The organism is Clostridium subterminale, from assembly GCF_039521425.1.
Lineage (GTDB): Bacteria > Bacillota > Clostridia > Clostridiales > Clostridiaceae > Clostridium_J > Clostridium_J subterminale.
Window position 1 is genome coordinate 280091 of sequence record NZ_BAAACI010000006.1, and the last position, 14650, is coordinate 294740.

The 14650-nt window shown below is 30.5% G+C and carries 11 protein-coding genes and 2 riboswitches; of the genes, 8 read left to right on the plus strand and 3 right to left on the minus strand.

Translation table 11 applies throughout. The features are described from left to right. Positions 1-6: 6 nt before the first annotated feature. Genes bioB through bioA form a run of 3 tightly spaced genes read left to right on the plus strand, consistent with a single transcriptional unit; the run spans position 7 to position 3086 of the window. Complete coding sequence (gene bioB / locus ABDZ93_RS10255; protein WP_343826079.1) at positions 7-990, plus strand: biotin synthase BioB; 984 nt, start codon at positions 7-9, stop codon at positions 988-990. Beyond that, a complete protein-coding gene (gene bioD / locus ABDZ93_RS10260; protein ID WP_343826081.1) occupies positions 983-1720 on the plus strand; it encodes a dethiobiotin synthase in 738 nt (245 codons plus the stop codon). The genes bioB and bioD overlap by 8 nt, the downstream gene beginning before the upstream one ends. 19 nt (positions 1721-1739) lie before the next feature. After that, on the plus strand, positions 1740-3086 hold the full coding sequence (bioA, locus tag ABDZ93_RS10265) for an adenosylmethionine--8-amino-7-oxononanoate transaminase (protein ID WP_343826083.1): 1347 nt from the start codon (positions 1740-1742) through the stop codon (positions 3084-3086). Positions 3087-3464: 378 nt separating this feature from the next. Here the strand turns inward: bioA and ABDZ93_RS10270 are convergent, their stop codons facing one another. Both ABDZ93_RS10270 and ABDZ93_RS10275 read right to left on the minus strand, forming a co-directional pair. Beyond that, on the minus strand, positions 3465-4550 hold the full coding sequence (locus ABDZ93_RS10270; RefSeq protein WP_343826085.1) for an anti-sigma-I factor RsgI family protein: 1086 nt from the start codon (positions 4548-4550) through the stop codon (positions 3465-3467). Beyond that, positions 4547-5272, minus strand: a complete 726-nt coding sequence (locus tag ABDZ93_RS10275) for a hypothetical protein (RefSeq protein WP_343826086.1) — start codon at positions 5270-5272, stop codon at positions 4547-4549. The genes ABDZ93_RS10270 and ABDZ93_RS10275 overlap by 4 nt, the downstream gene beginning before the upstream one ends. 171 nt (positions 5273-5443) lie before the next feature. Between ABDZ93_RS10275 and ABDZ93_RS10280 the strand changes: the two genes are divergently transcribed. Next, on the plus strand, positions 5444-7147 hold the full coding sequence (locus ABDZ93_RS10280) for an ABC transporter ATP-binding protein (RefSeq protein WP_343826088.1): 1704 nt from the start codon (positions 5444-5446) through the stop codon (positions 7145-7147). 40 nt (positions 7148-7187) lie between these two features. Further along, positions 7188-8930 (plus strand): ABC transporter ATP-binding protein, encoded by a 1743-nt coding sequence (locus ABDZ93_RS10285; protein WP_343826089.1) that lies wholly within the window; start codon positions 7188-7190, stop codon positions 8928-8930. A gap of 141 nt (positions 8931-9071) precedes the next feature. On the opposite strand, the gene ABDZ93_RS10290 is transcribed toward ABDZ93_RS10285, so the two are convergent. Next, positions 9072-10388: a hemolysin family protein gene (locus tag ABDZ93_RS10290; protein ID WP_343826090.1), complete on the minus strand. Its 1317-nt coding sequence runs from the start codon at positions 10386-10388 to the stop codon at positions 9072-9074. 244 nt (positions 10389-10632) lie between these two features. Continuing rightward, positions 10633-10738, plus strand: a riboswitch (SAM riboswitch). A 90-nt stretch (positions 10739-10828) separates the two neighbouring features. Continuing rightward, positions 10829-10935: riboswitch (SAM riboswitch) on the plus strand. A 254-nt stretch (positions 10936-11189) separates the two neighbouring features. Between ABDZ93_RS10290 and ABDZ93_RS10295 the strand changes: the two genes are divergently transcribed. The 3 genes from ABDZ93_RS10295 to ABDZ93_RS10305 are packed head-to-tail and all read left to right on the plus strand — an operon-like array spanning position 11190 to position 14644. Next, positions 11190-12488, plus strand: a complete 1299-nt coding sequence (locus ABDZ93_RS10295; protein WP_343826093.1) for an O-acetylhomoserine aminocarboxypropyltransferase/cysteine synthase family protein — start codon at positions 11190-11192, stop codon at positions 12486-12488. 4 nt (positions 12489-12492) lie between these two features. Further along, positions 12493-13377: a homoserine O-acetyltransferase/O-succinyltransferase family protein gene (locus ABDZ93_RS10300; protein ID WP_343826095.1), complete on the plus strand. Its 885-nt coding sequence runs from the start codon at positions 12493-12495 to the stop codon at positions 13375-13377. A gap of 40 nt (positions 13378-13417) precedes the next feature. Next, complete coding sequence (locus ABDZ93_RS10305; protein WP_343826096.1) at positions 13418-14644, plus strand: homoserine dehydrogenase; 1227 nt, start codon at positions 13418-13420, stop codon at positions 14642-14644. Positions 14645-14650 lie beyond the last annotated feature (6 nt).

Sequence of the window (14650 nt, forward strand, 5' to 3'; positions counted from 1 at the left end):
TTAAGTATGATAAATTTTATTAAGGATTTAGAAAGAAGAGTGCTATTAGGAGAAGGTATAACCTTTCAAGAAGCTCTAAGTTTAACAAAGTTAGATAGCAATGAGGATATAGAGCAGTTATACATTAGCGCTGACAATATAAGGAAGACTCTTTGTGGAAATAAGGTTGATTTTTGTACTATTATGAATGCAAAATCAGGAAGATGCTCTGAAGACTGTAAATTCTGTGCTCAATCTGCCCACTACAACACTAATGTGGAAGTTTATGATCTAGTTTCCAAAGAGTCAGCATTAAAGCTAGCAAAAGAAAATGAAGCAGAAGGAGTAAATAGATTTTCTTTAGTTACAAGTGGCAGAGGTATTGTAGGTAGTGATTTTGAAAAGATTTTAGATATATACGAGGAATTAAATAATGAGTTAAGTATGGATTTATGTGCCTCACTAGGAATACTTGGATATGATGATTTTCTTAAATTAAAGGAAAGAGGAATAACAATGTATCATCACAACCTAGAAACAAGTAAAGAATTTTATAAGGAAATATGTACAACTCATAGTTATGAAGAAAGAATAGATACAATAAAGGCTGCAAAAGAAGCTGGAATGGTTATATGTTCAGGAGGAATCATTGGACTGGGAGAAAGCTGGGAAGATAGAATTAATCTCGCCTTTCAGTTAGAAGAGTTAAATGTCATGTCTATTCCAGTTAATATACTTAATCCTGTTAAAGGAACTCCTCTTGAGGGCTCTAAAAATTTAACTCAAGAGGATATTCTAAAAACTATTGCTATTTTTAGATTTATAAATCCTAAGGCTTTAATAAGATTGGCAGGTGGTAGAAATCTTATTGAAGATTTAGGAAAAGGTTGCTTTAATGCAGGTGCTAATGCCACAATCACAGGAAATTATTTAACTACTTCTGGAAATAAGGTATGTGATGATAAGAGAATGATTGGTGAGCTTAAGTTGGAGGTTAGAAACAATGACTAAAGGAATATTTATAGTTGGAACAGATACAGATGTAGGAAAAACTATTATAACTGCAGGACTTCTCTATGTTCTCAGAAGTAAAGGTCACAGTGCAACATATTTTAAAGGTGCGGTAAGTGGAGCTATAGAAAAAGGAGATAAGCTAATCCCTGGTGATACCAATTTAGTAAGTAGAGTTAGTGGATTAAATGAATCCTATGAAAATATAACTCCGTATGTATATAAGACAGCGGTATCTCCACATTTGGCAGCAAAAATAGAAGATAAGCCTATAGATTTAAATATAATAAGAGAGAAATATGAAGAGTTAAAAGGGAAATATGACTTTATAATTGCTGAAGGCAGTGGAGGAATAATATGTCCACTAATAGATAATGATGAAGAGATATATACTCTAGCTGACCTTATTAAGGAAGTAAATATGAGCACCTTAGTTGTAGCAAGGGCTGGAGTGGGAACAATAAATCACACTGTACTTACTATAAAATGTATTCAGTCTTTAGGAATTAAGGTAAAGGGAATAATCATAAATAATTATGAAGACACTTACTTAACTAGAGATAATATTAATGTTATTGAAAGGCTTACTGGAGTTCAAATAGTAGCTAAATTTAAAGCCATAGAAAATCTAGATGAAAACAGTATAGAGAATAATATAGAAAGTATAAGAAATTGTGCTGAAAATGAATTTACTGATAAAAATATCTTAACATGGATGGAAGAATTATAGTAAGGAGTTAGGTGTTTATATGAAAGATTATGTAAAAAGAGATTTAGAATATATATGGCATCCTTGTGCTCAGATGAAGGACTATGAGGAGCTTAATCCCATAGTTATAGAAAAGGGAGAAGGAGTCTGGCTTTATGATATCAATGGAAATAAATATCTAGATTGTATATCATCTTGGTGGACAAATACCCTAGGACATAGTAATAAAAGAATTAATGAAGCTATTAAAAATCAAATAGATGATATAGAGCATGTTATTTTTGCTAATTTCTCTAATAAACCAGCTATAGATCTAGCAGAAAAACTAGTAGCTATAACACCAAAGGGATTAAATAAAGTATTTTATTCAGATAATGGTTCTTCTGCAGTGGAAATAGCTTTGAAGATGAGCTTTCATTATAATATGCAAAGAAATAAAACTAAAAAGAAGAAATTCGTGGCTTTAAGTGATGCCTATCATGGAGAAACCTTAGGAGCACTATCTGTATGTGATATTGATGCTTTTAACATGATATATAAACCATTACTTTTAGATACTCTTAGGATTGATGGACCTGATTGTTACAGATGTAAATATGGATGTAATAGAGAGCAATGTAATGCTGAATGCTTTGAAACTATGGAAAAGTGTTTAAATGAAAATCATGAGGAGATAAGTGCTGTAATAGTTGAACCAATGGTTCAAGGGGCAGCAGGGATGAAAATTTACTCACCTATTTATCTCAAAAAGCTTCGTAATCTTTGTGATAAGTATGATGTGCATTTAATTGTAGATGAGATTGCCATGGGATTTGGAAGAACAGGAGAAATGTTTGCATGTAATCATGCAGATATAAGTCCAGATTTTATGTGCCTTTCAAAGGGTATTTCTGCAGGATATATGCCAATGTCTGTAGTTATGACTACTAATGAAATATATAATTGTTTTTACGGTGACTACTATGAAAGAAAATCTTTCTTACATAGTCATACCTATGCTGGAAATGCCATGGCATGTGCTATTGCCTTAGAAAATCTAAAGATATTTGAAGAAGATAGGATTATAGAGAATAATAAAGAAAAAGGAAAATTAATAAAAGAACTAACACTAGAAAAGGCAAAGAGTTGTAAGTATGTAGGAGAAGTAAGAAGTATAGGCATGATAACAGCCATTGAAATAGTAAAGGATATAGATACAAAGGAGAGATATCCTTGGCAAAGTAGAGTAGGATATGAAATTTATAAAATAGCACTAAGGAAAGGCTTACTGTTAAGAGCTATGGGAGATGTGCTTTATTTCATACCGCCTTATGTTATAAATAAGGATGAAATAGAATTTATGATAAATACTTGCTTTGAATGTATAAAAGAATATTTTAAATATTAATTTTGATATAATAGAAAAATTTCATTAGATATAAAAATAGTTTCCTATATAAATAGTTATATAGGAAACTATTTAACTATTTATATAGTTGTTCCGTTCATGGAGGTTTCAGGGATATTTATGGTTTTATCCGATGGCTACCAGCTCTAATACTCCCATCTTTTTCAAATCGGAAGTTAAGAGCTGTTACGTCCCTGGATAACGATTCATGAGCTTCAAAAAAGCTAAGAAATCTGTTTATAAGCATATAAAAAATACAAAGAGTATGGGGGTATTAGGGGCATACTCTTTGTATTTTTTATTGTACTTTACGATGTTTTTATCATTAGTATATTTTAATTACATTTTTATCATTAGTTATATATATAAAAACTAATATTAGTTTTTATTTGATTTGTCATTACCTTTTTTTCCTGGATTTTCAGGTTTATTAGGTGTCTTTTCTTTAGTCTTTTCAGTGTTGTTGTTTTTCTTCTCAGTGGTTTCAGGTTTATTAGTAGATTTCCCCTCAGTTTTTTCAGATTTGTTAGTAACTTTTTCTACTTTATTCTGAGATTTTTGGTTAGATCTTTCCTGAGTAACTTCAGTATTATTGGTCTTTCCATCTTCTCTAGTTAGGGCTTTGTCAGTTTTTATTTCATCTACTACTTCTGCATTATCTGTAGTTGATTCTTCAGTAGTTTCATCTTCATCAGAAGTTTCATTTTGTTCTACTTTAGCTTTTTTATTTTCCTTAATAGCACTCATAATATCTTTAACTGGTTTGTTTAACCACTCTTCAACAATAATGCTCTCTGGATCTGTAGAACTATTTTGTAGTTTTTCAACTAAATTTAATTTGCCAGGTGTTACGCCAAGTTCTTTTGCTTTTTGTACTCGTTCAAGTCCAACACTTATTGTTTCAAGTTTAATATCTCCACCTATTTCTTCAATTTCATTTTCCAAACTTTTTTGCAATTTTTCAGCAAGTTCATCTGATTTCTCTAGATCCTCACCAGAAGTTGCAATAATAATTCCACCCTCAATGTCATTATCAATGCTATTATCAAAATAACCATCTTCACTAATTTGATTAACTGTTTCAGCAACTGCATCTTCAATATTTTGATTTTCAAGCTTGTCCAACTCAAGTTCATTAAGAATTTCCTGACCATCATCATTTACTGCGGTTACACTAATTACCTTGTCGAAACGATTTAAAGAATATTCTATAGAAGGATTTACATCTAAACTCACATAGGAGTAAGGTGTTTTATAGGCCCATAGGGTTATGCCTCCTGCAATTGCAATCATAGCTGTTAAAGCAGAACACATTACCAATTTATTTATATTTTTAAACTTGCTACTTTTAATTTCAATCACCTGCCCAATGATATAATTTCTATTTTTAATTTTTGATATGCAGCCATCTTCAGAAAGGACTGCAGCATAGCCAGCCTTGATTTCTACAACAACAGATTTCATTTGTTAATCTCCTCTCTGATGTACCTGAAATAGTAAGCTAGATTTGGATACTCTCCGGATAGTATCTCCACTGCTGCTATTATATATTTTCGGTGACGTTCTAATATTTTTCGGGGTACATTTAAATTTTTTTCAATTATTTTTAGTGGTAATTGTTTTGAACTTTGTAATTCATTAATTAATAGTGGATTACTAAGTAGATATATTACAACTTTTGCACAGGACGATTTTGTCTTTTTAGCTTTAGGTGAGCAGGTAGATAAATCTAAAAAAGAAAAACCGTAATGGGAAAATACTTCATTTGCAGCTTCAATCTCAAATTTTAGTGTATAGTTGTCTTTTTGGCATACCTTTTCTGCTACAGCAAGTCCAAGTGCAATATCTTTATCATCTTCATTTTCATCTAACTGACAATTAAATATGGCAGGATTTACGGATAATTCTAAGTTATATTTTTTTTGAAGTCTAATATAGTCAATAAGACGTCTATGGATTATAAGCCCAGCAAAACTAAGAAAATTTCCTTTGCTTAATTCGTAACCTTGAATTGCTTGTACAAATGCCTGAAGTGAAACAGACCATTCATCATCACTTTTAGTTATGTATTTCCGGGTTATTCTTGATGTGCATTTCAAAATAAACAATTCATTTTGTTCAATGAAACTATTCAATAGATCCTGATCATTAGCAGCATCTATAGCCATATAATCTATTTCTCTCAACATGGCACCTCCTTGTTCTTACTATTTTATCATCTAAAAATTATTAGGTAAACCTTTAGAACTATAAATTGCTAAAGTATAATTTTTGAATTTTAAAATAGATTTTTTAAAAGCTTTAAGATATAATATATTTAGGATAACGAAATATATTAATTTTATAGGTGGAATATTATGAAGCAAATATTTAAGTATTTAAAACCTTATACAGTAAACATGATTATAGGATTTTCCATAAAGTTTACTGGAACTATTGTAGAGTTAGCTATTCCTTGGATTTTGTCTTATATGATTGATGAAATTATTCCATTGAAACAAGTATCTTTAATTTTAATTTGGGGCGGAATTATGCTTTTATGTGCAATTTGTGCAGTGACCTTTAATATATTAGCTAATAGAATGGCTTCAAAGGTGGCAAGAGACACCACAGAGAGAGTCAGAAATGATTTATTTTCTAAAATGATTTGTCTTTCTGATAAGCAAGTGGATGCTTTTACACTACCTTCTTTAATTTCTAGGGCCACCACTGATACTTATAATATTCATCAGATGATAGGAATGATGCAAAGACTTGGTATCAGAGCTCCTATAATGCTTATTGGTGGAATAATTATAACCTTGACTTTAGATCCATTACTAACCCTTGTAATGATTTCAGTAATGCCTATTATTTTTCTCACTATTATGTACGTTTCAAAAGTTGGTATTCCCATGTATTCAATTGTTCAGAAAAAAGTAGATGATTTTGTACGTGTGGTTCGTGAAGATGTTACAGGAATTCGTGTAATTAAGGCTTTATCAAAAGAAGACTATGAAAAGAAAAAATTTAATGAGCGAAATGAGGCCACAGTAGTTCAAGAAAAGAAGAGTGGTATGGTTATGTCTGTATTAAATCCAGTAATGAACCTTTGCTTAAACGTAGGAACAGTATTTGTTATTTTGGCTGGAGCTTACAGAGTAAATAGTGGAGCTATTAAACCAGGAGTAATAATTGCATTTTTAACATATGTAACTTTAATATTAAATGCTCTTTTATTTATTTCTAGAGTTTTTACTAATTACTCCAAAGCAAGTGCTTCTGCAAAGCGTATCACTGAAATACTAAATGAAAAAGAAGAATTAGTAATTAAAGATATACCAAGCATAAAAACTGATTATGCTATTGAATTTAGTAATGTATCTTTTTCTTACAATCACAAAGAAGAAAATGTAAGTAATATAACCTTTGGAGTTAAAAAAGGTGAAACTCTTGGTATTATAGGAGCTACAGGTTCAGGAAAGTCTACTTTAATTAAACTATTAATGAGATTTTATGATGTAGATCAGGGTTCAGTTTATATAAATGGACAAGATGTTAGAGCCATTGATATGAAGAAGCTAAGAGAAAAGTTTGGAGTTGTATTCCAAAACGATTTTATAAGTACTGATACAATTTATGAAAACATTAGATTTGGAAGGGCTTTAGATGATGAAGCTATAAGTTCAGCAGCAGATTATGCCATGGCAACAGGGTTTATAGAGGGCAAGGGAGAAGGCTTTAATACTAAAGTTGCAGTAAGAGGTGCAGATTTAAGTGGTGGACAAAAGCAAAGAATGCTTATAGCTAGAGCTATAGCAGCACACCCAGAAATATTAATTTTAGATGATTCCTCTAGTGCTTTAGATTATAAGACAGATGCTGTACTTAGAAGAAATCTTACAGAACATTTTAAAGATACTACAACTATAATGATTGCTCAAAGAATTAGTTCAATTTTTAATGCAGATCACATATGTGTGTTAGAAGATGGTTATGTTGTTGGTTATGGAACTCATGAGGAGCTTATTGAAAGTTGTGATATATACAAAGAAATTAATAAGTCTCAGATGGGAGAGTAAGATATGAAAATTAAAGTTAAAAGGAGGACATTAATAATTTATGAAAGATAGAAAAAAGAATACTTTAAAAAGAGTAATGTCCTATTTATTTGAATATAAGATATTAATGATTATAGCAATTTTATTATCCATGGGTTCTAATATTTTTGCACTTATTGGACCAATGTTATCAGGTTATGCCATAGATAATATTAATCTTGGAAGGGGAGCTGTAAATTTTTCTAAGGTATATTACTACTGTGGACTTATGGTTATATTTTATATTCTATCTTCCATTTTGGCTTATATTTTATCAATGCTTATGCTAGAAATTAGTAAGAGAATATCCTATAGGTTGAGAAAAGATTTATTTGATAGGTTATTATCCCTTCCAGTAGGATATTTTGATACTCATGCAACAGGGGATATTATAAGTAAAATTTCCTATGATGTGGATACTTTAAATTCTACCCTCACATCTGATTTAGTTAGTATTTGTTCAAGCATAATTACTGTGGTAATATCTTTTGTGTCCATGGTTATGATATCTGAAAGGTTAGTTTTAGTATTTGTATTTACAGTTCCAATGTCCATTATACTTACAAAGAGAATAACAAGAGTAACAAGACCAATGTTTCGTAATCGTTCAAGAAAATTAGGCGAACTTAATGGAATGGTGGAGGAGTTTATATCAGGTCAAAAGACTCTAAAGGCTTATCATCAAGAAGAAAATACAAAGAAAAAATTTGCAGGTAAGAATGAAGAAGCTGTAAATGCTTATTACCGTGCCGATTATTATGGTTCTATGGTTGGACCATCAGTTAACTTTATGAATAATTTATCTTTAACTCTTATCAGTATTTTCGGGGCTATTATGTATCTCTTTGGACAAATGACTTTAGGGAACATATCATCATTTGTACTATATTCTAGAAAATTTTCAGGACCTATTAATGAAGCGGCTAATATTATGGGAGAATTTCAATCTTCCCTTTCTGCTGCTGAAAGAATTTTTCAATTAATGGATGAGCTATCAGAGGTAGCAGATAAAGAAGGTGCTAAAGAACTTGTGGATATGGAAGGAAGTGTGAAGGTAGAGAATATTTCCTTTGGATATAATAAGAATAAGATTATTCTTAAGAATCTTAGCATGAATGCACCTGCTGGAAGTATGATTGCTATAGTAGGACCTACAGGAGCAGGAAAAACTACTTTAATTAATCTTCTTATGCGATTCTACGATGTTAATGAAGGAGATATTAAGGTAGATGAAGATTCAATATCACAGGTTACACGTAAGAGTTTAAGAAAAGCTTATGCCATGGTCCTTCAAGATACCTGGCTATTTGAAGGAAGTATATTTGAAAATATTGCTTATGGTAATGAAAAGGCAACTATGGAAGATGTTGTAGAAGTAGCTAAAGCAGCTAAAATCCATTCATATATAAAAAGGCTTCCTAAGGGATATGATACAGTAATCACTGATGATGGAGCTAATGTATCTAAAGGACAAAAACAACTTCTAACCATAGCAAGGGCTATGCTTTTAGATGCAAAGATGCTTATTTTAGATGAAGCAACTTCTAATGTTGATACTAGAACAGAAGTTCAAATCCAGCAAGCTATGAGAAATTTAATGAAGGATAAAACCTGCTTTGTAATTGCACATAGGCTTTCTACCATAAGGAATGCAGATCATATTTTAGTCGTTAATGATGGAAATATAGTTGAACAAGGAAATCATGTGGAATTATTAAAACAAAAGGGATTTTATAGTCAACTATATAATTCTCAATTTGAATAATTTATTAAAAGGCTATCTTAAAATAATTAACTAATACCATAAAAATAAATTTGCACTTAATAATATAAATGTAAAATTATTTTATGGTATTAGTTTTTTTAGATAGCCAAATTTATATTCAATTTAAGTAATTACTTTAAACTAAAATTCAACACTGTTACTTTTATTTATTATAAGATGAATTTTATCTATTCTTCTATCATCTAAGGCTAAAAGTTTTAGGGTTACATTATCTATTTGAACTTGATGGTTATTTGTGTCCTTAGGGAAAGTTCCAAAGGTTTCAAGGAATAAACCACCTATAGTATCTGCAACTTCTGAATCTAAAGAGATATTTAAAAAATCATTCAAATCAGATAGGGTAAGTAATCCACTAACTATATAGTTTTCCTCATCTATTTTTTCTATTTCAGGTTGCTCATTATCGAATTCATCACAAATTTCGCCCATTACTTCTTCAATAATGTCTTCTATGGTAACAATACCTGAAAAACCACCATATTCATCTATTAATATAGCCATATGATTCCTATTTGTCTGAAGTTCTCTGAATAAATTATCAATAGAATTTGTCTCAGGAACAAAATAAGGCTTTTTCATTATATCGTTAATAGAAATATTGTCTATACCCTTTTCCACTATACTTGCAAATATATCTTTCATATAAAGTACACCTACAATATTATCAAAGTCATTATCATAGACAGGTATTCTTGAAAAACTTTCACTTAGGATATAACTTATGTTGTCTTTAATGGAATCATTTACATCTAATAGGTATGTTTCAGTTCTTGGTGTCATGATTTCTTTAGCCATGGTGTCATCAAACTCAATTATACCATCAATCATCTCACGTTCTATCTTATTAATAGCACCCTGTTCTTGCCCAATTTCAATAAGACTTCTGATTTCTTCTCTTGAAACCTGATCTTCTATACCATCTGTCTTAATTCCAAAGAGTCTCATTATAAGATTAGTAGAACAAGATAAAAACCATACGAAAGGCTTAGTAAATTTAGATATAAGAACTATAGCTTTTATAGAAAACATAGCTACCTTCTCTGAATTTTGAAGAGCTATTCTCTTTGGAACTAGTTCTCCTAGAACTAAAGTTAGATAAGATATAAGTAAGGTTATTGCAATTAGAGCTATTTTATCACTGTATGGTATACCAAATCCAGATAGTGTATCTGAAAAGCCTACAGAAATAGATGTAGCTGCTGAAGCAGATGCAAAGAAACCTGCAAAGGTAATTCCTACTTGGATAGTAGATAAGAAATTATTAGGATCCTTTAAAATTTTTTGAAGAAGTAAGGCCTTCTTATTACCTTCATCTGCTAAAAGATTTAGTTTAGTTTTGTTTAAAGATACAATTGCCATTTCTGCAGATGCAAAGAAAGCATTTATTAAGATTAGTAAAAAGATTAGAATAAAACTGCCACTGGGGCTCCCGTCCATTCTTATATTCCCCCTTATTTTAAAATATAGTGAACTCATTATAGCATATTAGTTTAGTAGGAATCAAACAACAAAGTCAATTGTTCTAGGTTAAATATGGCAAAAGAGTCAAGTAACCTTAATAAATCTATAGATATAGAGTATTTACTTTGATATTCTAGTTTAATTGTACATTATATAAAAAAGTTATTGACATGGACATTTATAGTCATTATAATAGTATGTAATAAAATATTTAATATAATACTTATCACGAGAGGTGGAGGGATAGGCCCTATGAAACCCAGCAACCAATGTGTTCATATACATATATGGTGCTAAATCCTACAGTATGAGCTGAAAGATAAGAAGATGATTGCTACAACCTCTTTCAGTGAAAGAGGTTTTTTGTTTTTCAAATTGCTTGTGGAAAATATAATATTTAAAATTTAATAATGAAACTCTTATCAAGAGAGGTGGAGGGATAGGCCCTATGAAACCTCGGCAACCTTCAGACTCATTTGTCTGAAAAGGTGCCAATTCCTACTCTAATTTTATCCGATGACTACCAGCTCTAATACTCCTCTCTTCTTGAAAGTGGGAGTAAAGAACTGCTACGTCCCTGGATAACGATTTCTAAGCTTCATTGGGAGTAAAAACTCCCTCTGAAGCAAGAACTCTGTTTATAAATTTAGAGAAAGATGAGAGGGAACTATAACATGGGTACCCTTGTATGTAAATCCCCTTTCATCTAGATTATTTAAATTTAGATGAAAGGGGATTTTATGTTATCTAATAAAAATATTTTAAGGAGAGATTAAAGTGGTAAAAAGAAAATTAAAATTTGATACGTTACAAGTTCATGGAGGTCAGGAAGTAGATAGTGTAACAGGCTCTAGAGCAATTCCCATATACCAGACTACATCCTATGTTTTTAATAGCGTTGAGCATGGAGCTAACCTATTTGCTTTAAAGGAAGAAGGAAATATTTACACTAGAATAATGAATCCAACAACGGATGTTTTTGAAAAAAGAGTGGCAGCTTTAGAAGGTGGTGTGGGTGCTCTTGCAGTTGCATCCGGTTCTGCTGCAATCACATATGCCATAATTAATATCGCAGGAGCAGGAGATGAAATAGTTGCAGTTAGCACTTTATATGGAGGCACATATAATCTTTTATCCACAACTCTTACTAAGTTAGGTATTAAAACCGTATTTGTAAACCCAGATGTTATAGAAAATTTTAGAGAGTCTATAAATGACAAAACTAAGGCAATTTATATCGAAACCATAGGAAACCCAGGAATAAATCTTATTGATATTGAAGAGGTGGCTAACATTGCTCATGAGCACAACATACCCCTAATTGTAGATAATACATTTGGGACACCATATCTTATACGTCCAATAGAACATGGAGCTGATATTGTAGTTCATTCTGCAACAAAGTTTATAGGTGGACATGGAACTTCAATAGGTGGAATAATTGTAGATTCCGGAAATTTTCAATGGTTGAATAATTCCAAATTCCCAGAGTTTAACAAACCAGACGCTAGTTATAACGGCATAGTATATGCTAAAGATATAGGAGCAACAGCTTATATTGTAAAAGCAAGAGTACAACTTTTAAGAGATACAGGAGCATCTTTAAGTCCTTTTAACTCATTTTTATTTTTACAAGGACTAGAAACTCTTTCATTGAGAGTAGAAAGGCATGTGTCAAATGCTAAAAAAATTGCAGAGTTTTTACAACAAAATCCATTTGTGTCTTGGGTAAATTATCCTAGCTTAGAAGGGAATAAATATTATACTCTTTCAGAAAAATATTTTCCAAGGGGTGTTGGTTCCATATTTACATTTGGTATAAAAGGTGGAGTAAAAGAAGGTGCAAGATTTATTGAATCATTGAATATATTTTCACATCTTGCTAATGTTGCAGATGCTAAATCCCTTGTAATACATCCATCAAGTACTACTCATGCCCAACTAAATGAAAAAGAACAATTAAATGCTGGAGTTACACCAGATATGATAAGACTGTCTATTGGAATAGAAGATGTAGATGACCTTATAGAAGATATAGATCAAGCTCTTAAAAAAGCAGTTTTAAAGAAATGGTGATGGAATGTCCTTAATAGTAGATAAAAATCTTTTATCAGTTAATAAGTTAATTAATCATGGAATCCAAATAGAGGATACTTCACACAGTTACCATTCAGATGTGATATGTATTTTAGTTGTAAACTTAATGCCTAAAAAATGTGAAACAGAATTTCAGTTTCTAAATATATTTGGCAATATGAATATAAATATAAAGGTGGATTTCTTGTATATGGAATCACATACTCCACAAAATATAGATAAAACCTATTTAGAGAGATATTATAAATCCCTGAGGCAGATAGAAAATAGTAGTTATGAAGGGATTATTATTACTGGAGCTCCCTTAGAATTTTTAGATTTTAATGATATCGAATACTGGGAGGAACTAAAGAGAGTAATTGATTATTCTAACAAAAAAGTAAAGTCAACCTTGTATATATGTTGGGCTGCTATAGCAGGATTATATCACAATTATGGGATAAATAAATGTGTAACGACAGAAAAGATATTCGGAGTTTTTTCTCATGTAGTAGTAAATAAAAATTCGCCCCTATTAAAAGAATTTAATGATGGATTTATAGTTCCTCATTCAAGATATGGAAAAGTTAGAAAACAAGATATAGAAAAAATAAAAGAATTAGAAGTCTTATGTGAATCAGAAGAAGCTGGTATTTATATGTTAAGCACTAAAGATAGAAAACAAATTTATATTACAGGGCATCCTGAGTATGATCAGTATACTTTAAAAGAGGAATATGAAAGAGATATAAAAAATGGACTAAATATAAACTTACCTAAAAATTATTTTCCTAATGATGATTCAAGTAAAAAAACTAACTTAGATTGGAGTAGTTATTCACAGCGTTTATTTACAAATTGGATAAGGGAATGTTTAGTTAAAAGTTAAAACATGTAACTAATTATATTAAATGAGGAGTGAGATTTTTATGAATATAGGATTATTAGGATTTGGAACTGTAGGCACAGGAGTTTATGAAATTATAAATAAAAGAAAAGATTTTTTTAGGTCATTAGTAGGTGAAGAGCTGTCCATAAATAAAATTCTTATTAAAGATATAAATAAGGATAGAAGTATAAAGGAATGTAAAAATAAATTAACGGATAATGCTTATTTTATTTTAGATGATACTGATATAGATATAGTTATAGAAGCCATAGGAGGTATAAAAGAAGCCTATGAATATATAAAATATGCTTTAACTACAGGTAAACATGTAATAACTGCCAATAAAGCGGTGGTTGCAAAGCATATGAAGGAGCTTATAGATTTAGCAAATAAAAATAAAAGAGCATTCTTATATGAAGCTAGTGTGGCAGGTGGAGTTCCTATTGTTAAACCTTTAAAGCAACAAGCAACCTTAAATGATATTGAAGAGATAAATAGTATATTAAACGGTACTTCTAATTTCATATTAAGCAAGATGATTAGAGAAAACTTAGACTTTACTGAGGCCTTAGATATTGCCCAAAAGTTAGGCTATGCTGAAGCAGATCCAACAGATGATATTGATGGATATGATGTGAGAAGAAAATTAGCAATTCTATCTACTATAGCCTTTAAAAGAGAAATAAAGGAAGAAGATATTAACTGTAGAGGAATTAGAACTATTAAGTCAGTAGATACAAAGAAAATAAATGAATTAGGATATACTGTAAAACTATTAGCAAAGGCTTCTTTTAAAGACAATAACTATTATTTATCTGTAGAACCTAATATTTTGTCTAAGGATTCATTTTATGCAAAGGTAGAGGATGCTAATAATTTAGTATCTATTATTGGGAATGACATAGGAGAGCTGAAATTTTATGGTGAAGGTGCTGGTAAACTACCTACAGCAAATGCTGTGGTAAGTGATGTCCTTGATATTATATATAATAATTATCAAAGTTGTGGAATAAATGAGGAAGAATATAAATTATGCAATAATACAGATTTAGTTAAAGAAAGATATTATATAAGATTAAGTCCTAAGTGCGGATTAAATGAGAAGGTATTAAACCTTATTAAAGAAGAAAAAATAGCAGATAAAATAATTAAAACAGGTGACAACATTATATTTACTACTGAAAATATAGAATCTAGAAAGATAAATAAATTTATTAGTAATATTAAAAGTTCAATAAATGATGAATTTTATGCTGCTATTAAATAAGAAAGA